Below are 21,040 nucleotides of genomic sequence, written 5' to 3' on the forward strand. Positions count from 1 at the left end.
CCACGGGGAAGGGAGACGGACGGGTTGCCCCCGTTATCCACAGCCATCCCCATGATCCACAGCCACCCGACTGGGCTATGCTGGCGTCATGAACACCATGGACCAGCCCGCCCCCTTCGCCGGCCTCGAGGCCGGACTGCTCGGAATGTCGCAGCGGGTGCCGCCCTCGAATCTGCAGGCGGAACAGGCGCTGCTCGGCGCCTTGCTGGCCAACAACAAGGCCTATGAACGGGTTTCCGAATTCCTCGCCCCGGAGCATTTCGCCGATGCCGTGCATGGGCGGATCTTCCGGGCCATCCAGCGCCGGATCGAGGCCGGGCAACTCGCCGATGTCGTGACCCTGCGGCCGGAATTCGAGCATTCCGGCCTGCTGGATGAGGTGGGCGGGCCGGCCTATCTGGCCCAGCTGCTCTCGGCCATGATCGGCATCATCAATGCCGGCGAATATGGCCGGATGATCCATGATGCCTGGCTGCGCCGGCAGCTGGTCGATGTGGGCGAGGAGGTGGTGAACCGCGCCTTCGGCGCCGAGCCGGAGCTGGACGCCAAGGCGCAGCTCGAGGCCGCGGAGCAGCGGCTCTTCGACCTCGCCAAGGATGGCGGCTCGGAGGGCGGCTTCGTCACCTTTGAACGGGCGCTGACCGATGCGGTGCTGGCCGCCGAGCGGGCCTTCTCGACCCCTGGCGGCGTCTCCGGCCTCTCCTCCGGCCTGCGCGACCTCGATGCCAAGACCGGCGGGCTGCATGGCTCGGACCTGCTGATCCTCGCCGGGCGGCCGGGCATGGGCAAGACGGCGCTCGCCACCAAGATCGCCTTCGGCGCCGCCCAGGCCCTGGTGAAGGAGGCGCAGGAGAAGGGCGAGGGCGTGCAGCCCCGCGGCGCGGTCGCCATCTTCTCCCTGGAAATGAGCGCCGACCAGCTCGCCACCCGCCTGCTGTCCGAGGCATCGCGCATCTCGGGCGACAAGATCCGCCGCGGCGACATCTCCCAGCGCGATTTCGACCGCTTCGTCGAGGTGAGCCGGGAGCTGGCGACCCTGCCGCTGGTCATCGACGACACCCCGGCCATCACCATCTCGGCGCTCCGCACCCGCTGCCGGCGGTTGAAGCGCACCCGGGGGCTGGAGCTGGTGGTGGTCGACTACCTCCAGCTGATGCGGCCGGCGGCGGGGACGCGGCCGGAAAGCCGGGTGCTGGAAATCTCCATGATCACCCAGGGGCTCAAGGCCATCGCCAAGGAGCTGTCGGTGCCGGTCATCGCGCTCTCCCAGCTCTCCCGCGCGGTCGAGCAGCGCGAGGACAAGCGGCCGCAGCTGAGCGATCTCCGCGAGTCGGGCTCGATCGAGCAGGACGCCGACATGGTGATGTTCGTCTACCGCGACGAATATTACGAGGCGCAGCGGGCGCCGAAGCAGGTGGGGTTCGAGGGCGAGGACAAGTTCCAGGAGGCGCTGAACCAGTGGCAGCAGCGCATGGAAGCGGTCCACAACCGCGCCGACCTCATCATCTCCAAGCAGCGCCACGGCCCGACCGGGACCATCCCGCTCTTCTTCGAGGCGGAGTTCACCCGCTTCGGCGACCTGGACCAGGCGCATATCGGCCATGACGGGTATTGAGGCGGTCCTCACCGTCGATTTAGGGGCCATCGCCGCCAATTGGCGGCAGCTCGCGGCGGCCGGACCGGTCGCCGGGGTGGTGAAGGCGGATGGCTATGGCCTGGGTACGGCGCCGGTGGGGCGTGCCCTGCTCGCGGCCGGCTGCCGGCATTTCTTCGTGGCCCATCTGTCCGAGGGCGTGGCGCTGCGGGCGGCGATCGGTGCCGGGCCGATGATCGCGGTGCTGAACGGCTTCCCGCCTGGGGCCGATGACGGGGCCGGCCTTGTCCCGGTGCTGAACGGCCTGCCCGATGTCGCGGCCTGGACGGCGGCGGCGCGGGCGGCGGAGCGGGCGCTGCCGGCCATCCTGCATGTCGATACCGGCATGGCGCGGCTCGGCCTCGATGCGGGCGAACTGGAGCGGGTGGCGGAGGATCACGGGCTGCTGGCCGGGCTCGACCTCCGTTATGTGATGACGCATCTCGCCTGCGCCGATGCACCGGAGCATCCGCTGAACGCCGACCAGGCCCGCCGCTTCGCCGCCGCCTGCGCCCGCCTGCCGCCGGCGCCGCGCAGCTTCGCCAATTCCTCCGGCCTCTTCCTCGGCCCGGACTTCGCCAGCGATCTCGGCCGGCCCGGCTGCGCTCTCTATGGCATCAACCCCACCCCCGGCCGGCCCAACCCGATGCGCCAGGCCGTGGGCCTGGAGGCGCCGATCCTCCAGGTCCGGGAGATCGCGGCCGGGACGCCGGTCGGCTACGGGGCGAGTTGGACCGCCCCCCGCCCCTCCCGGATTGCCACGGTTGCCGCGGGATATGCGGATGGCTACCTTCGCGCCCTCTCGGGGCGGGCCACCGGCATCCTCGCCGGTCGGCCCGTGCCCCTGGTTGGCCGGGTATCCATGGATCTCATCACCTTCGACGTGACGGATGTGCCGCCCCCGGCGCCGGGCGACCGGATCGGCCTGATCGGGCCGGGCCTGACGCCGGACGACCTCGCCACCGCGGCCGGCACCATCGGCTACGAGATCCTCACCTCGCTTGGCGCCCGCTACCGGCGCGAGTACCGCGGCGCCTGATGGCCGCCATATTGCTCGATCCACTGGCGGCCATCGGCCGCGCGACGCTCGGCGCCTGCCGTACGGTCGGGGGCATCGCGCTCTTCGCGCTGGAGGCGGTGAGCCATCTGGTCCGGCCGCCCTTTTATGGGCGGCTCTTCGCCCGCGCCTTCCTCGAGGTCGCCTGGTTCTCCCTGCCGGTGGTGGCGCTGACCGCGGTCTTCACCGGCATGGTCCTCGCCCTGCAGAGCTATACCGGCTTCGCCCGCTTCAATGCGCAGAGCGCCATCGCCAGCGTCGTCGTCATCTCCCTGGTGCGCGAATTGGGGCCGGTGCTGGCGGCGCTGATGGTGGCCGGGCGGATCGGTGCCAGCTTCGCCGCCGAGATCGGCACCATGCGCGTCACCGACCAGATCGATGCGCTGACCACGCTCTCGACCAATCCGATGAAATACCTGGTGGCGCCAAGGCTGCTGGCGGCGACGATTGCCTTGCCGCTGCTGGTGCTGGTGGCGGATGTGCTCGGCGTCATGGGTGGATGGCTGATCGGCACGCTGAAGCTCGGCTTCGTCTCGGCCGCCTATCTGAAATCCACCTTCGACTATCTCGAAACGGATGACGTGGTCTCCGGCCTGGTGAAGGCAGCGGTCTTCGGCTTCGTCATCGCGCTGATGGGCACCTGGTGCGGCTATAACAGCCGCGGCGGCGCACAGGGCGTGGGCGGGGCGACGACCTCGGCGGTGGTGGCCTCCTCCATCCTGATCCTCGCGCTCGACTACGTGCTGACCGAGATCTTCTTCGCGCAATGAGCCCCGGATCCGATGACCGCAGGGCGCAGGCGGAGCCGAGCACCGGAGGTCTGAACCGGACCGCCATGGCCACCACACCCAAGATCCGCATGCGCGGGGTGCGGAAGGCCTTCGGCGGCAAGCAGGTGCTGGACGGCGTCGATCTCGACGTGGCGGCGGGCCAGGGCATGGTGATCCTGGGCGGCTCCGGTTCCGGCAAGTCGGTCACCATCAAATGCATCCTCGGCCTGATCGAACCCGATGAGGGCGTGATCGAGATCGACGGCGTGAACGTGCTGAAACTGCCGCGGCGGGAGCGCGAGGCGCTCGGCGACCGTATCGGCATGCTGTTCCAGAACGGCGCGCTCTTCGACAGCCTGCCGGTCTGGGAGAATGTCTGCTTCAAGCTGCTGGCGCAGAACCGCATCACCCGCGCCAAGGCGCGCGACCGGGCGGTGGAGGTGCTGGCCCAGGTGGGGCTGGCAGCCACCGTCGGCGACCTCTCGCCCGCCGAGCTCTCGGGCGGCATGCAGAAGCGCGTGGCGCTCGCCCGCGCCATCGCGGCGCAGCCCGACATCATCTTCTTCGACGAGCCGACCACGGGGCTCGACCCGATCATGGGCGCGGTGATCGACGGGCTGATCGTCGATTGCGTGCAGCGGCTGGGCGCGACGGCCGTCTCCATCACCCATGACATGGCGAGCGCCCGGCGGATCGGCGAAACGGCGGCGATGATCTACAAGGGCCGGATCGTCTGGACCGGCCCGGCGGCCAGCCTCGGCCATAGCGGGAATGCGATGGTGGACCAGTTCGCCAATGGCGAACGGGATGGTCCGATCCAGATGGAGCTGCGGCGCTAGACACGCGCGCCATGCCGGGCGTTCACTCCTCCCATAAGGGAGGACACCAACCAATGACACCCACCGAGCGCGAGCAGGTGAAGACCGACCTGCAGGCCTATGTCGCCCAGCATGGCCTCAGCATCCACGACCTCGCCGCGCGGATGAAATCCAGCGGCCGGAAGGTGGATGCCAAGGTGCTGCACCGCTTCCTCGACCGTGGCCTGCTGGTCGATGACACGATCCTGAGCGTCTATCGCGGCTTCGTCGATCAGCCAGGCTGAGGCTCGCCGCCGCTTTTCCTCGCTTTCCGCACTCGTTACGGCGCATCCTCCCCATGCTGGGCGGCGCCCCAGGCGTCGCTGCGGCCAAGGCTACGCTTGGGAGGAACAAAACATGCACGATCTGACCCGCAGGGCGACGCTCGCCCTCGGTGCCGCGGCGCTGGCCGGCCCGGCCTTCGGGCAATCCGCCATTCCCCGGCGCGATGTCGCGCCGCCACGCCTGCCGCCGGAACAGGGGGCAAGCCTCCGCATCATCCGCCCCTCCCGCTTCGTCGAGCCGGATGAGGTGATCTTCCGCCGCAACACCCAGGCCTTCCAGGACAAGTTCAACATCCCCGTCCGGGTCGATTTCGTCGGCTGGGAGGATATCCGGCCGCAGACCGCGGTCGTCGCCAATACCGGCAGCGGGCCGGATGTCGTCATCGGCTGGGGCGACGATCCGCATGTCTATGCCGACAAGCTCGTCGAGGTCTCCGACATCGCGGAGTATCTCGGTCAGCGCTATGGCGGCTGGACCTTCCTCGGCGAGAAATTCGGCAAGAAGGACCGGTCGCAGACCTGGCTCGGCCTGCCGATCGGCGGGAATATCGGGCCGATCAATTACCGCATCTCGGCGGTGAAGGAGGCCGGGTTCACCAGCATCCCGGAGGACCATGCCGGCTTCCTCAAGCTCTGCCAGGCGCTGCGGCGGGCCAACAAGCCGCCGGGCTTCGCGCTGGGCAATGCGGTCGGCGACGGCAACGGCTTCGCGCAATGGCTGCTCTGGTCGCATGGCGCCAGCCTGGTCGATGAGGAGGGGAAGGTCAGCATCAACAGCCGCGAGACCGTCGCCGCCCTCAACTACCTGAAGGAGCTTTACCCGACCTTCGTCAACGGCACGCTGTCCTGGGCGGATATCTCCAACAACCGCGCCTTCTCCTCGCAGGATATCTGGCTGACGGCGAATGGCGTCTCGCTCTATTTCAGCGTCAAGAACGACCCGAACACGCGGGCGATCGCCGAGGATATGGACCACGCGCCGCTGCCGAAGGGCCTCGCCGCCGCGCCGCCGCATTCGACGACGGTGATGAATGCCATGGTCTTCAGGCACACCCGCTACCCGAATGCGGCCAAGGCCTTCCTCACCTTCATGATGGAGGCGGAGCAATACGATCCCTGGCTCGTCGGCTGCCTCGGCTACTGGGCGCACCCGCTGAATGCCTACCGGCAGAGCAGCGTCTGGTCCTCCGACCCGAAGCTCACCGTCTTCGCCGATACGATGAACACGCCCTTCTGGAGCGGCTATCGCGGGCCGATCAGCCTCGCTTCCGGCGCAGTCGCGGCGGATTACGTGCTGATCCAGATGTGCGCCTCCGTCGCCGCCGGCCAGGCGACGCCGGAAGCGGCGGCGCGGGAGGCGGAGCGGCGGGCGAAGCGGCACTACCGGAGCTAGAACGGGAGCGGGGCGGCGGCTTGCCTGGGCCGCCGCCCGCTGCCTACCATGCGGGCCGGGAGGATCTGCCATGACCTTGCAGTTCACGCCGCTCCATCCGCTCTTCGCCGCCGAGGCCTCGGGGATCGACCTGCGGCAGACCCCGGACTCGGCGCTCTGCGCCGAGATCCACCGGGCGATGGACCGTTACGCCGTCCTCGTCTTCCGCGACCAGCATCTGGACGACGACCAGCAGATGGCCTTCGGCGAGGCGCTCGGCCCGCTGGAGCAGACCCGGGGCGTCGTCGATGTCCACAAGCAGCGGCTGAAGCATCAGCAGATGGCCGATATCTCGAATATCGACCTCAACGGAAAGCTGCTCGGCGCCGATGACCGGCGGCGGATGTTCAACCTGGGCAACCAGCTCTGGCACAGCGACAGCAGCTTCAAGGCGACCCCAGCCAAGTATTCCATGCTGCATGCGCGGATGATCCCGCCCGAGGGGGGCGAGACCGAATTCGCCGATATGCGCGCCGCCTGGGACGCGCTGCCGGCGAAGATGCAGGCGAAGATCCGCGACATGGTCACGGAGCACAGCCTGATCTTCTCCCGTGGCCAGCTCGGCTTCACCGACTATACCGAGCAGGAGCGGCGGGACTTCGCCCCGGTGCCGCAGCGGCTGGTGCGCTGGCATCCGGGCTCGCAGCGGCACTCGATCTACCTCTCCTCCCATATCGGCCGCATCCAGGGCTGGCCGGTGCCGGAGGCGATGGCGCTGATCCGCCAGCTGGCCGAATTCGCGACGCAGCGGCACTTCGTCTACAGCCATCACTGGCGCCAGTGGGACCTGGTGGTCTGGGACAACCGCAGCACCATGCACCGGGCCCGGCCCTATGAGGACCATACCTATCCGCGCGACATGCGGCGAGTGACGCTGACGGATGTGGCGCCGACTCTGGACCAGCAGATGGCCGCCTGAGGCTTGGCCCCGGGCGGCCCGATCCGGTAGGATTCGTGCGCTTGGGGAAGGAACGGACGGATGCGCTCTCGTCGGGGTTTCATGGGCTGCGCCCTCTGCGCGGCGGTCGGGCTGGTAGCAACAGGGGCGCAGGCCCAGCCGGCCGGCGGCGTGACGCGCACCATGATCGGCACCATCGATTATCCGGGCGATGGCAAGGTCTCCATCCTGATGACGGTGGAACTCGCCCCGAATGCCGTCATCGCCCGCCATACCCATCCGGGTGTCGAGTCCTCGGTGGTGATGGAGGGCGAGGTGATGCTCGAGGTACAGGGCCAGCCGGCCCGGACCTACAAGGCCGGCGAGGGCTTCCAGGTGCCGCCCGGCGTCCCGCATGGCGGGAAGAACGGCCCGGCGACCTCGAAGCTCGCGGCGACCTATATCGTCGAGAAGGACAAGCCCCTGGCCTCCCCGGCCTGATGCCCCACTTCCTGCTGGAATCGGAGGCCGGCGGCCGCGTTGCCGGCGTGGATGAGGCCGGGCGCGGCCCGCTGGCCGGGCCGGTGCTGGCGGCGGCCGTGGTCTTCCCGGCCGGCGTCCCGCCGGCGCTCGCCGATCTCCTCGATGACAGCAAGCGCCTGACCGCCGCCGCGCGGGAGGCCGCCTTCATCGCCTTGCTGGAAGCCGCCCGGCGCGGCGAGGCGGATTGCGCCATCGCCGCCGCCTCGGCCGAGGAGATCGGGCGGATCAACATCCTGCGCGCCACCCATCTTGCCATGGCCCGCGCCGTGGCCCGGTTGGCGGCGCCGCCGGCCCTCGCCCTGGTCGATGGCAACCAGCCGCCGCCCCTGCCCTGCCCGGTCCGCTGCGTGGTCGGCGGGGATGGGCAGAGCCTCTCGATCGCCGCGGCCTCGATTCTCGCCAAGGTGATGCGCGACCGGGCCATGGCGCGGCTCGACCCGCGCTGGCCGGCCTATGGCTTCGCCCGCCATGCCGGCTATCCCACCGCCCGGCACCGGGCGGCGCTGGCGGAACATGGGCCTTCGCCGCATCACCGGCGGGGATTCGCGCCGGTCGATCAGGCAGCGCTTCGCTTCGGTTGACCCGGGGAGTCCGGCCGGCGATTGTGGTCCCGCGCCGATTCGATGCGGGAAGGGTTGTGGGGGCTGCCTTGGGGACCGGGCTTGATTTGACCCTCGACCAGATCCTGGTCGGGGACTGCATCGAACAGATGCAGCGCCTGCCACCGGCCTCGGTGCATGCGATCTTCGCTGATCCGCCGTACAACCTGCAGCTCAGGGGCGACCTGCGCCGGCCGGATGACAGCCTGGTCGATGGCGTGGACGATGCCTGGGACCGGTTTGACAGCCTGCCCGCCTATGACGCCTTCACCCGCGCCTGGCTGGCCGAGGCGCGGCGCGTGCTGCGCAAGGACGGCACGATCTGGGTGATCGGCAGCTACCACAACATCTTCCGCCTCGGCGTCGCGCTGCAGGATCTCGGCTTCTGGGTGCTGAACGACGTCATCTGGCGCAAGGCGAACCCGATGCCGAATTTCCGCGGCCGGCGCTTCACCAATGCGCATGAGACGCTGATCTGGGCCGCCCGCGGCGAGGAGAGCCGCTACCGCTTCAATTACGCCGCCATGAAGTCGCTCAACGAAGACGTCCAGATGCGGAGCGACTGGTTCATCCCCCTCTGCACGGGTCAGGAGCGGTTGCGGGACGGCAAGGGCGCCAAGCTGCATCCGACCCAAAAGCCCGAGGCGCTGCTGCATCGGGTCATCCTCTCCTGCACCAATCCGGGGGAGATCATCCTCGACCCCTTCCTCGGCACCGGGACCACGGGCGCGGTCGCCCGGCGGCTCGGCCGGCGTTATGTCGGGATCGAACGCGACCCGGCCTATGCCGAGGCGGCCCAGGCCCGGATCGACGCCATCGAGCCCCTGTCGGAAACCGCCGCCCTGACCATGGCCGGCAAGCGGGAGCAGCCCCGCATCCCCTTCGGCGCGCTGGTCGAACGCGGCCTGGTCCCAGCCGGCTCCCTGCTGGTGGACCGGGCACGGCGCTGGCAGGCGACGGTCACCGCCGATGGCTCGATCCGCTGCGGCCGGGCCCAGGGCTCGATCCACCAGGTCGGCGCCGCGGTGCAGGAAGCGCCGAGCTGCAATGGCTGGGCCTTCTGGCACCTGGAACTGCCGGGCGGCCGCCTCCGCCTGCTGGACGAGATCCGCAGCGAGGTGCTGGGCGGCTGATCAGAGCAAACCCCGGCCGGGTGGATTCACCGGCCGGGGTAATGTGCTCGCCCAGATCTAGGCGGCGCGGATCGCCGCCAGGAAGCCGTCCACCGTGCCTCGCAGCGCCTCCGCCTGCTGCGAGAGGCCGTCCGAGGCACGGCGCAGCTCCCCGGTCGCGGCGCCGGTGCGGTCGGCACCATCCAGCACGCTGGCGGTGTGGCGCGTTACCTCCTCGGTGCCGGCCGCCGCCTCGGCCACCGCCCGGCCGATCTCCTGGGTCGCCGCCGCCTGCTCCTCGGCCGCCGCGGCCACCTGGGCGGAGATGCCGTTCAGCTCCTCGATGGTGCGGCCAATGCCCTGGATCGCCTCCACCGCACGGTTGGTCTCGGCCTGCATGGCAGAGATCTGGGCGCCGATCTGCTCGGTCGCCTTGGCGGTCTGGGCGGCGAGCGCCTTCACCTCCCCGGCGACCACGGCAAAACCCTTGCCCGCCTCGCCGGCGCGCGCCGCTTCGATGGTGGCGTTCAGGGCCAGCAGGTTGGTCTGGCCGGCGATGGAGGAGATCAGCCCCACCACCTCGCCGATCCGCTGCGCCGCTTCGGAGAGGCCGGTGACGGCGGCATTGGTGGATGCCGCATCCTCCGCCGCCCGCCGGGCGACGCGGGCGCTGGCGGCGACCTGCCGCGCCACATCGGCGATGCTCGCCGCCAGTTCCTCGGTCGAGGCAGCGACGGTCTGCACATTGGCCGAGGCGCTGCCGGCGGCGCCGGACATGGCGGCAGCCTGGTTGCGCCCCGCCTCCGCCGCCGCCGCCAGCCCATCCGCCGTCGCCTCCAGCGGCGCCGCAGCGGTGCGGAAGGCGCCGAGACCCTGTTCCATCGCCGCCTCGAAGCGCCGCACCTCGGCCTGCAGCCGGTCCGCCCGGGCCATCTTCTCCGCCTGCTCGGCGGCGATGGTGGCGGAAAGCCGGGCCGCTTCCTGCGCCCCGGCGCGCAGCACCTCCAACGCCGCAGCCATCTGGCCGATCTCGTCCTGGCGGGCCTGGTGCGGCACCTCGACCTCCAGCTCCCCACGGGCCAGCGCCTGCACGGTGCCGGTCAGCGCGACCATCGGGGTGACCACGCGCCGGGCGAGCAGCAAGGTCAGGCCGCCCAGCATCAGGGCGAAGCCGAACACGGCCAGGCTGATCGCGGCGAACCAGTGTTCCGCCTGCGCCGCCGCCTCCCCGGCCCGGTCCACCACCTCGGCCAGGGCCGCATCGCGCACCCGCAGCAACTCCTGCATGGAGGGCGTGGCGAAGGCGGTGAATTCGGCCTGGCTCATCGGATAGGCGCTGCCGGTCCGCCCGGCCGCGATCATGGCCCGGAATTTCGCATCGGCATCCTCGAAGAAGCGGCGCTGCACCTCGGCCGCCGCATCGGTCAGGCGCGGCGTGGCGGCGATGCCGACCATGTCGCGGATGGTGCGCCAGCCGCCTTCGAGCGCGCCGGCGGCTGTGGCAATGGCCTCCAAATCGGCCGGCGTCAGCGCCCGGCCGGAGGAGATGGCGGTGGAGAGCGGCACGATGCGCCGGCTCGCGGCCTCCCGCAGGTCCCAGGCGCTGCGGGCGATGCGCAGCAGCCCATCCAGCTCCTGCGCCGTCGCCGCCATGTGGCGATGCCCGGCATCGAGGGCGGCGGTGACCTTGCCGAGCATGGCGGTGATCGCCTGCGGTGGACGCGCGGTGATGCTGCCGGCGCGTTCCGCCAAAGGCTGCCGGACCGCTGCCATCACCGGCCCGCGCAGCGCCTCCAGCTCCCCGCCCAGGGCCTGGATGCCGGCGCGATGCGAGACGAGGCTGCCGGTGCGGTCGGCGGCGAGCGCCGTCACTGCCGCGGCCAGCGCCGCATCGGTGTTCCGCTGGATGGTCTGCAACCGGGCGAGCGTCGCCTCATCCGCGGCGGCCGGCACGGCGAGGCGGATGGTGTAGTTGCCGCGCTCGATCGTCAGCGTCTCGACCAGCCGCAGCAGGCTTGCCGAAGCCTCGGTCAGCCGCACCGCCTGCCGTGCCGCGGCACCGCGCTGCCATTCCCCGAAGGCGAGGCTGCCGCCCACTGCGATCCCGACGGCCGCGATGGCCGCCATGGCGGCCCCAAAGAGCGTTCCAATGCGCATGGCCTGATCCCAATCGTCCCGCCCCTCGCTTACGGCGAGGAAGGTTGAGAAAGGCTCAATGCGGTCTATGCCGGGGCGACTTGACGCGCCGCGGCCACCCCGCGAAGAGGCAGGCATGAACAGCGCCACCGACACCGTCGCCGCCATCCTGGCCGATCCGCGCTTCAAGGCCGCGGTCGCCACCCTGGAGCGGGAGCATGACCGAACGGTCGAGGACATCATCCGCCTGACCGAGATCCCCGCCCCGCCCTTCAAGGAGGAGCGGCGGGCCGCGGCCTATCTCGATATGCTGCGCGCCCATGGCCTCGAGGAGGTGGAGCAGGATGCGGTCGGCAATGTGATGGGCCGGCGGCGGGGCAGCGGCAATGGCAGCACCGTCGTCGTCGCCGCGCATCTCGACACCGTCTTTCCCGAGGGCACCGATGTGCGCGTCCGGCGGGAGGGCACGAAGCTCTTCGCCCCCGGCGTCGGGGACGATACCCGCAGCCTCGCGGTCAACCTCGCTTTCGTCCGGGCGCTGGACGCGGCCGGCATCCGCACGCGGGCCGACCTGCTCATCCTCGGCGATGTCGGGGAGGAAGGGCTCGGCGACCTGCGCGGCGTCCGCCACTTCTTCACCGAGGGCCGGCACCGCGACCAGGTCGATGCCTTCTTCACCGTGGACAGCCCGGAGGTGGACCGGATCGTCACCGGCGGCATCGGCAGCAAGCGCTACCGCATCGGCTTCCACGGCCCGGGCGGGCACAGCTTCGCCGCCTTCGGCCTGGTGAACCCGGCCTATGCCATGGCCCGGGCGGCGCTGGCGCTGGCCGGCCTCGCCGCCCCCGAGGCGCCGCGCACCACCCATTGCGTCAGCGTGCTCGGCGGCGGCACCTCGGTGAACGCCATCCCCAATGCGGTCTGGATGGAGGTCGATCTCCGGTCGCAGTCCGCCGAGGAGCTGGCGCGGCTGGAGGCCGAATTCCTCCGCGCGGTCGAGGCCGCGGCGGCCGAGGAGAATGCCGCCCGCTCGACGCGGGAGGGCCCGGTCACGGTCGAGGTCGCGCCGATCGGCGACCGCCCGGCCGGCCATACCCCGGTCGAGGCGCCGATCGTCCAGCTCGCCACCGCCGCCGTCGCCGCGCATGGCTACACGCCGCGGCAGGAATACTCCTCGACCGATGCCAATATCCCGATGAGCCTCGGCATCCCGGCAGTGAAGATCGGCTCCGGCGGCCGCGGCGGGCGAGCACATTCGCTGGAGGAATGGATCGATGTCGAGCCGGGCGAGAGCCTGCGCGGCATGTCGGCCAGCCTCGCCACCATCCTCGCCGTCGCGGGCATCGCGGATTAGCGGGAGCGGCTAACGCGGTCTTGTCTTGGCTTGGCCGGGGCGGTGCCTGATCCCTAGGTTGAGTTAGGCAGGGGAACAGAGCGTGGGCGTCGCGGTATCGGAACGGGCATCGGCCAGCCATTGGGCGGCGCTGGTCACCGCCATCATCGCTTCCCAGGCCGGGCAGCTCCTGCTGAAGCTCGGCGCCATCGGCCTGCCGGCGACCACCAACATCGCCGCCAGCATGCTGACGCAGATGCTGCGCTGGCAGACCCTGCTCGGCCTCTGCTGCTACGGCTTCGGCACGATATTCTATGCGGTGGCGCTGCGGCGGATCCCGATGTCGGTCGCCCTGCCCTGCACCGCCGTCTCCTATGTCACCGCCACCCTCTTCGGCATGGCCCTGTTCGGCGAGACGCTGAACATGGTCCATGTCCTGGGCCTCGCCATGGTCTGCGGCGGCATTGTGCTGCTGGCCGAGATCGGCGAGGCGAAGCCAGCCTAACCGGCTAAAGCGAGCAGCCGCCGCATGACGGTGGGCAGCGCCGCCGCGGCCCCGGCCAGGGGCCGCGCCTCCATCCCCTCCGGCGGGTCGAGGCGGGGCACGGTTGCCGCGTAGAGCACCATCTCCAGCTCGAAATGGGTGAAGCCGTGCCGTGCCACCCCGGGCAGGCGGCGCCAGGCCGGGCCCTCCAGGGGCGCATGGGCCAGCGCCTCCGCCTCGCCCCAGGGCGCGTCGCGCCAGAGGGTGCCGGGCACTTCCAGCATGCCGCCGAGCAGCCCGCACGGCGGGCGGCGGCGCAGCAGCACCTGCCCGGCCGCATCGGTCAGCAGGAAATGCGCCCCATGCCGCAGCGGCCGGGCCCGCTTCGGGGATTTCCGCGGCAGCTCCGCCTGGATCCCCCGGCGCTGCGCCAGGCACTCGCCCCGCCAGGGACAGAGCGCGCAGGCCGGCGCCCGCGGCGTGCAGATGGTGGCGCCGAGATCGAACAAGCCTTGGGCAAAATCCCCCGGCCGGGCCCGTGCCGCCGCATCCGCCATGAAGCCCTGCGCGGCGGCGGCGAGGCGCGGCTTGGCGCCGGGCAGCGGCGCCTCCTCGGCCAGCAGCCGGGCCACCACCCGCTCCACATTGCCATCCGCCGGCACCACCGGCTCCCCGAAGGCGATGGCGGCGACCGCGGCGGCGGTATAGGCGCCGATGCCGGGCAGCGCCCGCAGCGCCTCGGCGGTGGGGGGGAAGCCGCCCAGCGCCGCCACGGCCCGCGCGCAGGCATGCAGGTTGCGGGCGCGGGCGTAGTAGCCGAGCCCGGCCCATTCCTCCATCACCTCTGGCTCCGGCGCGGCGGCCAGCGCCGCGACATCGGGGAAGCGGGCGAGGAAACGCTCGAATCGTGGCCCGACCGCGGCCACCGTCGTCTGTTGCAGCATGACCTCGGAGAGCCAGACGCGGTAGGGATCGGGCTGGCCGCCGCCAGCGGTGCGGAAGGGCAGGGTCCGGCGATGGCGGTCGTACCAGGCGAGAAGTTCGGCAGCGGGGGGCAAGGGCATATGGCGAAGGATAGCGAAGACCGCTTCATCTGGGGCCCCCGCCCGCTCGGCGCATTGATCCCCCACCTCACCCGCCCGGTCTTCCGCAAGAAGAGCCCGGCCGGGGCGATGCTGATGGCCGACTGGGCGGAGATCGTGGGTCCGGCCCTGGCCGCCGTCACCACCCCGCGGCGGGTCACCACCGGCACGCTCACCATCGCCTGCGCCGGACCGGTGGCGATGGAGCTGAGCCACCTCGCTCCGCAGCTGATCGAGCGGATCAATGCCCAGCTCGGCAAGCCGGTGGTGGAGCGGCTTCGATTCGTCCAGCAGGCCTCGGCCGGCACGCCCCCGGCGCGGCCCCGCCCGGCGCCCCCGGCCCAGTTGCCTCCGGCGACGGAGGCGGCGATCGGCAAGCTTCCGGAAGGGGAATTGCGCGAGGCGCTGGCAAAGCTTGGCCGGGGCGTCTATCGGAACCGCGGTTGACGCCCCTCGGAGGCCCCATGCCGCTCGTTCGCCGCACCGTCCTGGCCCTGCCCGCCCTGCTCGCCACCCCTGCCCTGGCCCAAGGGACCGATCCGCGGCTCGGCGAGCGCGGCATCGGCAAGCCGGATGCCCCGGTGACGGTGACGGAGTTCTTCTCCCTCACCTGCAGCCATTGCGCCGCCTTCCACCGCGACATCTTCCCGAAGGTGAAGGCCGAGCTGGTGGACAAGGGCGCGATCCGCATGGTCTGGCGCGACTTCCCGCTGGACCAGCTGGCGCTCGCCGCCGCCTGCGTCGCCCGCAACCTGCCGCCCGAACGCTATGAGGGCTTCATCGGCGCCCTGCTGTCGAACCAGGACCGCTGGGCCTTCACCCGTGGCGATCCGCGCGAGGAGCTGGCGAAGATGGCCGCCCTGGCCGGGATGAGCCGGGCCAAGTATGACGAGGCGATCGGCGACGAGGCGCTGAAGCGCGCCATCCTGGCCGAGCGCCTGACGGCGGAGAAGCAGTACAACGTCTCCGCCACGCCCAGCTTCTCCTTCAAGGGCCGCGGCGCGCCGGTGAACCAGTCCGGCAACATGGCCTTCGAGCGGTTCCAGCAGCTCGTCGAGGAGGCGAAGCGCGGTTGAGCGAGACCGCCCCCGAGGAGCAGCCGGCCGAGGCGCCGCCGGAGGCCGAGGAGCCGCGCCGCGATGCGCCGGAGCCTGAGCAGCAGCGGCGCGATGCGCCGCGGGCCACGCTCGCCCGGCTGCGCATCGCCGGCTTCAAGAGCTTCGCCGAGCCGACGCTGGTCGAGGTGCTGCCGGGGCTGACCGGCATCGTCGGGCCGAATGGCTGCGGCAAGTCCAATGTCGTCGAGGCGCTGCGCTGGGCGATGGGCGAGACCTCCGCCCGTTCCATGCGCGGCGGCGAGATGGAGGATGTGATCTTCGCCGGCACGGCGACCCGGCCGGGGCGCAACCTGGCCGAGGTCGCGCTCTTCCTCGAGGAAGCCGCCGGCCTTGCCCCGCCGCCCAATGCCGATGCGCCGGATCTCGAGATCATCCGCCGCATCGCCCGCGGCGACGGCTCCTCCTTCCGGATCAATGGCCGCGAGGTCCGGGCGCGCGACGTCCAGACCATGTTCGCCGATATCGGCTCCGGCGCCCGCGCCTCCGCCATGGTCAGCCAGGGCCGCGTCGCCGCCATGATCGGCGCCAAGCCGGAGGAGCGGCGGCAGGTGCTGGAGGAGGCGGCCGGCATCAGTGGCCTCCGCGCCCGGCGACATGAGGCGGAGCTGAAGCTGCGCCAGGCGGAGACCAATCTCGGCCGGGCCGAGGACCTGCTCGGCCAGCTGGAGACGCAGCGCGGGTCGCTGCAGCGCCAGGCCCGGCAGGCCAACCGCTACCGCAACATCTCCGGCCTGGTCCGGCAGGCGGAGGCCGAGTGGCTGGCCCTGCTGCGGGCGCGGGCCCAGGCGGCGCTCTCCCTGGCCCGGGCGGAATTCGAACGCACCGCCGCCGCCACGAAAGCCGCCGAGGCCGCCGCCGAGGCCGCCGCCATCCGCAGCTTCGAGGCCGAGCGCGCCATCCCCGCGCCGCGCGAGGCGGAGGCCGTGGCCCGCACCGCCCTCGAGCGCCGCCGCGTCGAGGCCGAAGGGCTGGAGGCCGAGGCCCGGCGCGCCGAGGCGGCGCTGGCCGAGGCCGAGGCGCGCCTCACCCAGATCCGCCGCGACCTCTCCCATGCCGAGGCGGTGGAGGGCGATGCCGAGGCCGCCGAGCGGCGCCTGGCGCGCGAGGATGCGGCGCTGGCCGAGGCCGAGGCGAGCCTGCCCGGCCGGATCGAGGCCGCCGCCGCGGCCCTGACCGAAGCCGCCGAGGCGGCGCGGGAGGCCGAGCGCGCCGCCAATGCGGCGACCGAGGAAGCCGCCGCCATCGCCGCCCAGGCCAATGCTGCCGCCATGGAGGCCTCGGCCAGTGGTGAGCGGGCCCGGCGCCTGGCCCAGCAGCGTGATGCCCTGGCCGCCGAGCATGCGGCGGCGCTCGCCGCCCGCATCGCCTCGGAGGCCCTGGCCGCAGCCGAGGCCGAGGCGGTCGCCGCCGGGTCGCGGCTGGAGGCAGCCCGCGCCGCGCTCACCGAGGCCGAGGCCGGCCGCGCCGCCGCCGGGGAAGCCCATGCTGGCGCCCGCCAGGCTGCCGCCGCCGCGGAGGCCGAGGCCGGCCGGGTCCGTGCCGCGCTCGCCGAGGCGGAGCAGCGTGCCGGGCGCATCGCCGCCCAGCATGGCCGCGTCTCCGCCGACCATGCCGCCGCGCTGGCGGCCCGCGTGCCGCCGGAGCGGCTGGCCGAGGCGGAAGCCGCCGCCGGCGCCGCCGACCGCGCCCTGGCCGAGGCCCGCACCGCGCTGGAGGCCGCCGAGGCCGCCCGCGCCGCGGCGCAGGAGGCCCATGCCACGGCCCGCCGCCGCATGGCCGAGGCCCGCAGCGCCCGCGAACGGGCCCTTGCCGAGCACCAATCCGCCGGCCACCGGTTGAATCAGGCCCGGGCCCAGCATGCCCGGCTGCTCTCCGAACGCGATGCCGCCCTGGCCGCCGCCGTGCCGCCCGAGACGGTCGCCGCTGCCGAGGCCGAGGCCGCCGCGGCGGATACGGCGCTCGCCGACGCCCTGGCTGCCGTCACCGCCGCCGAGACCGGGCGGGGCGAGGCCGCCGCCCGGCATGCCGCCACCCGCACCGCAGCCGCCGAGGCCGAGGCCGACCGCGCCCGCGCCGCCGCCGAGGTGGAGGCGCTGGCCGAGACCCTGGCCGCCGCCGCGGGCGCCGGCAGCGCCGCGCCGCCGGTGCTGGATTCGGTCGCCGTGCCGCCCGGGCTGGAAGCCGCGCTTGGTGCCGCGCTGGGCGAGGCGCTGGAAAGCCCGACCGATCCCGCCGCCGCCCGCCACTGGCGGGTGCTGCCGGCGCTGGACCCTGCCCCGGCCCTGCCGGCCGGGCTGACGCCGCTCTCCACCCTGGTCGAGGCACCGGCGGCGCTGGCCCGCGCCCTCTCCCAGGTCGGTCTGCTGCCGGAGGGGGCGGAAGGCGCCACGCTCCAGCCTGCGCTGGCGTCCGGCCAGGCCGTGGTCGGTCGCGACGGCGCCGTCTGGCGCTGGGACGGGCATGTGGCCCGGGCCGATGCGCCCAATCCCGGCGCGGTGCGGCTGCAGCAGCGCAACCGCCTCGCCGCCGCCCGCGTCCGGCTCGACGCCGCCGAGGCCGGTGCCATCGAGGCCGCCGCTGCCCGCACCGCCGCCGAGGCCGCCGAGGCCGAAGCCGGCACCGCCGAGGCCGCGGCCCGTGAGGCCCGCCGCGCCGCCGAAGCCCGCCTCGCCGCCGCCCGGGCGGAGGCAAGCCGCCTTTCGGCCGCCGCTGCCGCCGCATCGAGCCGCCTCGGTGCGCTGGAGCCGCAGCTGGCCCGGCTGGCCGAGGACCGGGCGACCGCCGAGGCAGCCCTCGCTGCGGCCGCCGAGGCGCTGGCTGCCCTTCCCGCCCCCGAACAGGCCGCCGCCGCCGCCCAGGCCGCCGCCCGCGCCGAATCCGAAGCCGGGGCCGCCGAGGGCGCCGCCCGCCGCCGCCGGGCCGAGGCCGAGACCGGGCTGCAATCTGCCCGCACCGCCGCCGCCCGCCTCGCCGCCACGGCAGCCGAGGCGGAGAGCCGCATCGGCGCCCTGGCGCCACAGCTCGACCGCCTGGGCGCCGAACGGGCCGAGGCCGAGGCGGCACTGGCGGAAGCCCGCACCGCGGCCGCCGGCCTGCCCGACCTCCCCGCCCTGCGCAGCGCGACCGAGGCGGCGCGGGCACAGGAAGCCGCGGCGCTCGCCGCCGAGGCCGGGGCGCGCCAGGCCCGTGCCGCGGCGGAAGCCGGGCTGGAAGCGGCCCGGGCCGAGGCCGCGCGCCTCGCCGCCTCCGCCGGCCAGGCGGAAAGCCGGATCGCTGCGCTGGAGCCCCAGCTGGAGCGCGTCTCCGCCGATGCCGCCGAGGCCGGGGCGGCGCATGCGCGGGCGCGGGAGGCGCAGGCCGCCCTGCCCGATCTCGATACCATCCGCGCCGGGGTCGAGGCCGCCCGGCAATCCCTCTCCGCTGCCCGCGGCGCCGAGGGCGCGGCGCTGGAAGCCCAGGCCGCGCTACGGGCCGAAGGCGAGCGGCTGGCGACCCGCCGCGCCGCCATCGGCGCCGAGGCCGCCGATTGGGCCGCCCGCCGCGCCGATGCCGCCGGCCGGCTGGCCGAGCTGCGCAGCCGGGCCGCCGAGGCCGAGACGGCGCGCGAAGCCCTGGCCGAATTACCGGAAGCGGCCGAAGCCCGGCGCCGCCAGGCCGGCGCTGGCCTCGCCGCCGCCGAGGCCACCCATGCCGAAGCAGCCGCCGCCCTGGCCGCCGCCGAGGCCGAGCGGCAGGCGGCCGCCGAGGCCCGCCGCGCCGCGGATGCCGCCTTCGCCGCAGCGCGCGAGGCACAGCTCCGCGCCGAGGGCGCCGCCAGCCAGGCCGGCGCCGCCGCCGACACGATCGAGGACCGGGTCGCCGAGCGCCTCGGCGAGGGGGCGGAACTGCCAGCGCCGGAGGAACTCTCCGACGCCGCCGAGGACCGTGCCCGACGCAAGCTGGAACGCTTGGCGCGGGAGCGCGAGGATATGGGCCCGGTCAATCTCCGCGCCGATGTGGAGATGGAGGAGATCGAGACCCGCATCGCCACCATCACGCGCGAGCGGGAGGAGATCGGCACCGCCATCGCCAAGCTGCGCGGCTCCATCGGCTCCCTCAACCGCGAAGGGCGGGAGAGGCTGCGGGCGATCTTCGACCGGGTGAATGCCGAGTTCCAGGGGCTGTTCGGCCGCCTCTTCGGCGGCGGGCGGGCGCATCTGGCGCTGGTCGGCTCGGAGGATGCGCTGGAGGCGGGGCTCGAGATCTATGCCGAGCCGCCGGGGAAGAAGCTCTCGGCGCTGTCCCTGCTGAGCGGCGGCGAGCAGGCGCTGACCGCCCTCTCCCTCATCTTCGCCGTCTTCCGGTGCCAGCCGGCGCCGGTCTGTGTGCTCGACGAGGTGGATGCGCCGCTCGACGATGCCAATGTCGAGCGGCTCTGCGACCTGCTGGAGGCGATGGCGGCGGAGAGCGGCACGCGCTTCCTGATCGTCACCCACCATCCGCTGACCATGGCGCGCATGCACCGGCTCTATGGCGTGACGATGCAGGAACGCGGGGTGAGCCGGCTGCTCAGCGTCGATCTCGGCCGCGCGGTCGAGATGGTGGAGGGGCAGCAGGCGGCCGAATAGCGGCGCCCCTCAGGGGCGCGGGCCGCCGGGTCCCGCGGCCGGGAAGCGCAGCTCGGCATGGGTGCCATTGCCGTCCTCGCCGGGGCCGCGGCTGAAGCTGCCGCGGAGCTGGGCGGCCATGCCGCGCAGCAGCCGGGTGCCGAGGCCGGTGCCGAGCGGGCGGGCACGGTTCGGCGCGCCGGTCTGGTCCTCGGGCGGGGTGCCGGTGCCGTCATCATCGATGCTGAGGACGAAATCCGCGCCGGCGCGGATGAAGACCACCTGCACCCGCCCCGGCCGCTCATCCGGGAAGGCATATTTCAGCGCATTGGTAACGCATTCGTTCAGGACCAGGCCGACCAGGATGGCCCGTTCGGAATCGAGAGGGTGGGACTCCGCCGTCGCGGTCAGCGCCACCGGGCGCAGCCCATCGACCGCATGGGTGCGCCCCAGCTCCGTCGCCAAACCCTCCACGAAGACGCGGCTGTCCACCAGGGTGGGATCGTCCTCATGGATCGCTTCCTGCGCCAGCAGGGTATGGACCCGGGCCAGGGCGCGGGCATGCTCGGCCGCCTCCCGCAGCCCGTCCTGAGCCGCCGGGGAGGGCGCGGCGCGGGCCCGCAGCAGCAGAAGGGCCACCAGGGATTGCAGGTCGTTGCGGGTGCGGTGGCGAAATTCGCGCAGCAGGAGCCGGCGCTGGGAATCGGTGCGAGCCAGCGCCGCATGCGCATCCTTCAGCCGGCGCAGCGCGGCCTGGAACCCATCGATCACCAGGCTGATGAAGCCGCCGATCATGACGAAGAGCAGCAGCGCCGCAGCCTGCTTCGGGTCCGCGATCCACGGACTGTAATAGGGCGGCAGATAGGTCCAGCCGATCACCACAGCAGAGAGCAGCGTAGCGCCGAGCCCGCCATCCCGGCCGAACAGGGTGGCGGCCAGCAGGACCGACAGGACCGGCAGAAGATAGACATTCCGCTCCGGCAGCACGTCACCCAGCGCGTAGCGGAGGCCGAAGGCTGCCGCCACGAGTAATGCAGTCAGCGGGTAACGCATCCAACGCGGCAAGGCTTGTGCGCGGCCGATCGTGGCCATGAATGCAGGGAAGGAGATCATTGCGCGCTAAACGAACCAAAGGAT

General features: G+C 72.7%; 18 protein-coding genes. 15 read left to right on the forward strand and 3 right to left on the reverse strand.

Features of this window, described 5'->3' with window-relative positions; genetic code table 11:
• Positions 1 to 88 precede the first annotated feature (88 nt).
• The 10 genes from JMJ55_RS08505 to JMJ55_RS08550 all read left to right on the forward strand — a co-directional run bounded on the left by JMJ55_RS08505 (position 89) and on the right by JMJ55_RS08550 (position 9,185).
• The gene (locus JMJ55_RS08505) at positions 89 to 1,615 is read left to right on the forward strand and encodes a replicative DNA helicase (protein ID WP_236033535.1); all 1,527 of its coding nucleotides are present in this window, start codon (positions 89 to 91) and stop codon (positions 1,613 to 1,615) included.
• Entirely contained in the window at positions 1,602 to 2,672 is a 1,071-nt protein-coding gene (gene alr, locus JMJ55_RS08510) for an alanine racemase (protein ID WP_202825106.1), read from the forward strand. The genes JMJ55_RS08505 and alr overlap by 14 nt, the downstream gene beginning before the upstream one ends.
• Positions 2,672 to 3,460, forward strand: coding sequence for an MlaE family ABC transporter permease (locus tag JMJ55_RS08515; protein WP_202825107.1), 789 nt, complete (start codon positions 2,672 to 2,674; stop codon positions 3,458 to 3,460). Before alr ends, JMJ55_RS08515 begins: the two co-directional genes overlap by 1 nt.
• Positions 3,461 to 3,525: 65 nt before the next feature.
• Positions 3,526 to 4,299, forward strand: a complete 774-nt coding sequence (locus JMJ55_RS08520; RefSeq protein ID WP_202825108.1) for an ABC transporter ATP-binding protein — start codon at positions 3,526 to 3,528, stop codon at positions 4,297 to 4,299.
• Positions 4,300 to 4,352: 53 nt separating this feature from the next.
• Positions 4,353 to 4,562 carry a hypothetical protein gene (locus tag JMJ55_RS08525; protein ID WP_202825109.1) on the forward strand — a complete coding sequence of 70 codons (210 nt, stop codon included), beginning with the start codon at positions 4,353 to 4,355 and terminating at the stop codon, positions 4,560 to 4,562.
• Positions 4,563 to 4,674: 112 nt separating this feature from the next.
• Complete coding sequence (locus JMJ55_RS08530; protein ID WP_202825110.1) at positions 4,675 to 5,994, forward strand: ABC transporter substrate-binding protein; 1,320 nt, start codon at positions 4,675 to 4,677, stop codon at positions 5,992 to 5,994.
• A gap of 70 nt (positions 5,995 to 6,064) precedes the next feature.
• Positions 6,065 to 6,952, forward strand: coding sequence for a TauD/TfdA dioxygenase family protein (locus JMJ55_RS08535; protein ID WP_202825111.1), 888 nt, complete (start codon positions 6,065 to 6,067; stop codon positions 6,950 to 6,952).
• 60 nt (positions 6,953 to 7,012) lie between these two features.
• On the forward strand, positions 7,013 to 7,411 hold the full coding sequence (locus tag JMJ55_RS08540; RefSeq protein ID WP_202825112.1) for a cupin domain-containing protein: 399 nt from the start codon (positions 7,013 to 7,015) through the stop codon (positions 7,409 to 7,411).
• Entirely contained in the window at positions 7,411 to 8,034 is a 624-nt protein-coding gene (locus tag JMJ55_RS08545) for a ribonuclease HII (protein WP_202825113.1), read from the forward strand. The genes JMJ55_RS08540 and JMJ55_RS08545 overlap by 1 nt, the downstream gene beginning before the upstream one ends.
• A gap of 128 nt (positions 8,035 to 8,162) precedes the next feature.
• Positions 8,163 to 9,185: a site-specific DNA-methyltransferase gene (locus tag JMJ55_RS08550; protein ID WP_202825545.1), complete on the forward strand. Its 1,023-nt coding sequence runs from the start codon at positions 8,163 to 8,165 to the stop codon at positions 9,183 to 9,185.
• Positions 9,186 to 9,242: 57 nt separating this feature from the next.
• Here the strand turns inward: JMJ55_RS08550 and JMJ55_RS31555 are convergent, their stop codons facing one another.
• Complete coding sequence (locus JMJ55_RS31555; RefSeq protein WP_202825114.1) at positions 9,243 to 11,321, reverse strand: methyl-accepting chemotaxis protein; 2,079 nt, start codon at positions 11,319 to 11,321, stop codon at positions 9,243 to 9,245.
• 115 nt (positions 11,322 to 11,436) lie between these two features.
• Here JMJ55_RS31555 and JMJ55_RS08560 point away from each other — a divergent pair, with 115 nt between their 5' ends.
• Together JMJ55_RS08560 and JMJ55_RS08565 are read left to right on the forward strand one after the other, a co-directional pair.
• The gene (locus JMJ55_RS08560) at positions 11,437 to 12,654 is read left to right on the forward strand and encodes a M20/M25/M40 family metallo-hydrolase (RefSeq protein WP_236033536.1); all 1,218 of its coding nucleotides are present in this window, start codon (positions 11,437 to 11,439) and stop codon (positions 12,652 to 12,654) included.
• Positions 12,655 to 12,736: 82 nt separating this feature from the next.
• Positions 12,737 to 13,138 carry a DMT family transporter gene (locus JMJ55_RS08565; RefSeq protein ID WP_328702592.1) on the forward strand — a complete coding sequence of 134 codons (402 nt, stop codon included), beginning with the start codon at positions 12,737 to 12,739 and terminating at the stop codon, positions 13,136 to 13,138.
• Here JMJ55_RS08565 and JMJ55_RS08570 read toward each other — a convergent pair.
• On the reverse strand, positions 13,135 to 14,181 hold the full coding sequence (locus JMJ55_RS08570) for an A/G-specific adenine glycosylase (protein WP_202825116.1): 1,047 nt from the start codon (positions 14,179 to 14,181) through the stop codon (positions 13,135 to 13,137). The genes JMJ55_RS08565 and JMJ55_RS08570 overlap by 4 nt on opposite strands.
• Here JMJ55_RS08570 and JMJ55_RS08575 point away from each other — a divergent pair, their 5' ends adjacent.
• The 3 genes from JMJ55_RS08575 to JMJ55_RS08585 are packed head-to-tail and all read left to right on the forward strand — an operon-like array spanning position 14,182 to position 19,924.
• Positions 14,182 to 14,646, forward strand: a complete 465-nt coding sequence (locus tag JMJ55_RS08575) for a DUF721 domain-containing protein (RefSeq protein WP_202825117.1) — start codon at positions 14,182 to 14,184, stop codon at positions 14,644 to 14,646. It begins immediately after the preceding gene.
• 17 nt (positions 14,647 to 14,663) lie between these two features.
• Positions 14,664 to 15,275, forward strand: coding sequence for a thioredoxin domain-containing protein (locus JMJ55_RS08580; protein WP_202825118.1), 612 nt, complete (start codon positions 14,664 to 14,666; stop codon positions 15,273 to 15,275).
• Positions 15,272 to 19,924 (forward strand): chromosome segregation SMC family protein, encoded by a 4,653-nt coding sequence (locus JMJ55_RS08585; protein ID WP_236033537.1) that lies wholly within the window; start codon positions 15,272 to 15,274, stop codon positions 19,922 to 19,924. The genes JMJ55_RS08580 and JMJ55_RS08585 overlap by 4 nt, the downstream gene beginning before the upstream one ends.
• 9 nt (positions 19,925 to 19,933) lie before the next feature.
• Here JMJ55_RS08585 and JMJ55_RS08590 read toward each other — a convergent pair whose 3' ends face one another.
• Positions 19,934 to 21,016 (reverse strand): sensor histidine kinase, encoded by a 1,083-nt coding sequence (locus JMJ55_RS08590; RefSeq protein ID WP_328702593.1) that lies wholly within the window; start codon positions 21,014 to 21,016, stop codon positions 19,934 to 19,936.
• Positions 21,017 to 21,040 lie beyond the last annotated feature (24 nt).

Source organism: Belnapia mucosa (assembly GCF_016775475.1).
Lineage (GTDB): Bacteria > Pseudomonadota > Alphaproteobacteria > Acetobacterales > Acetobacteraceae > Belnapia > Belnapia mucosa.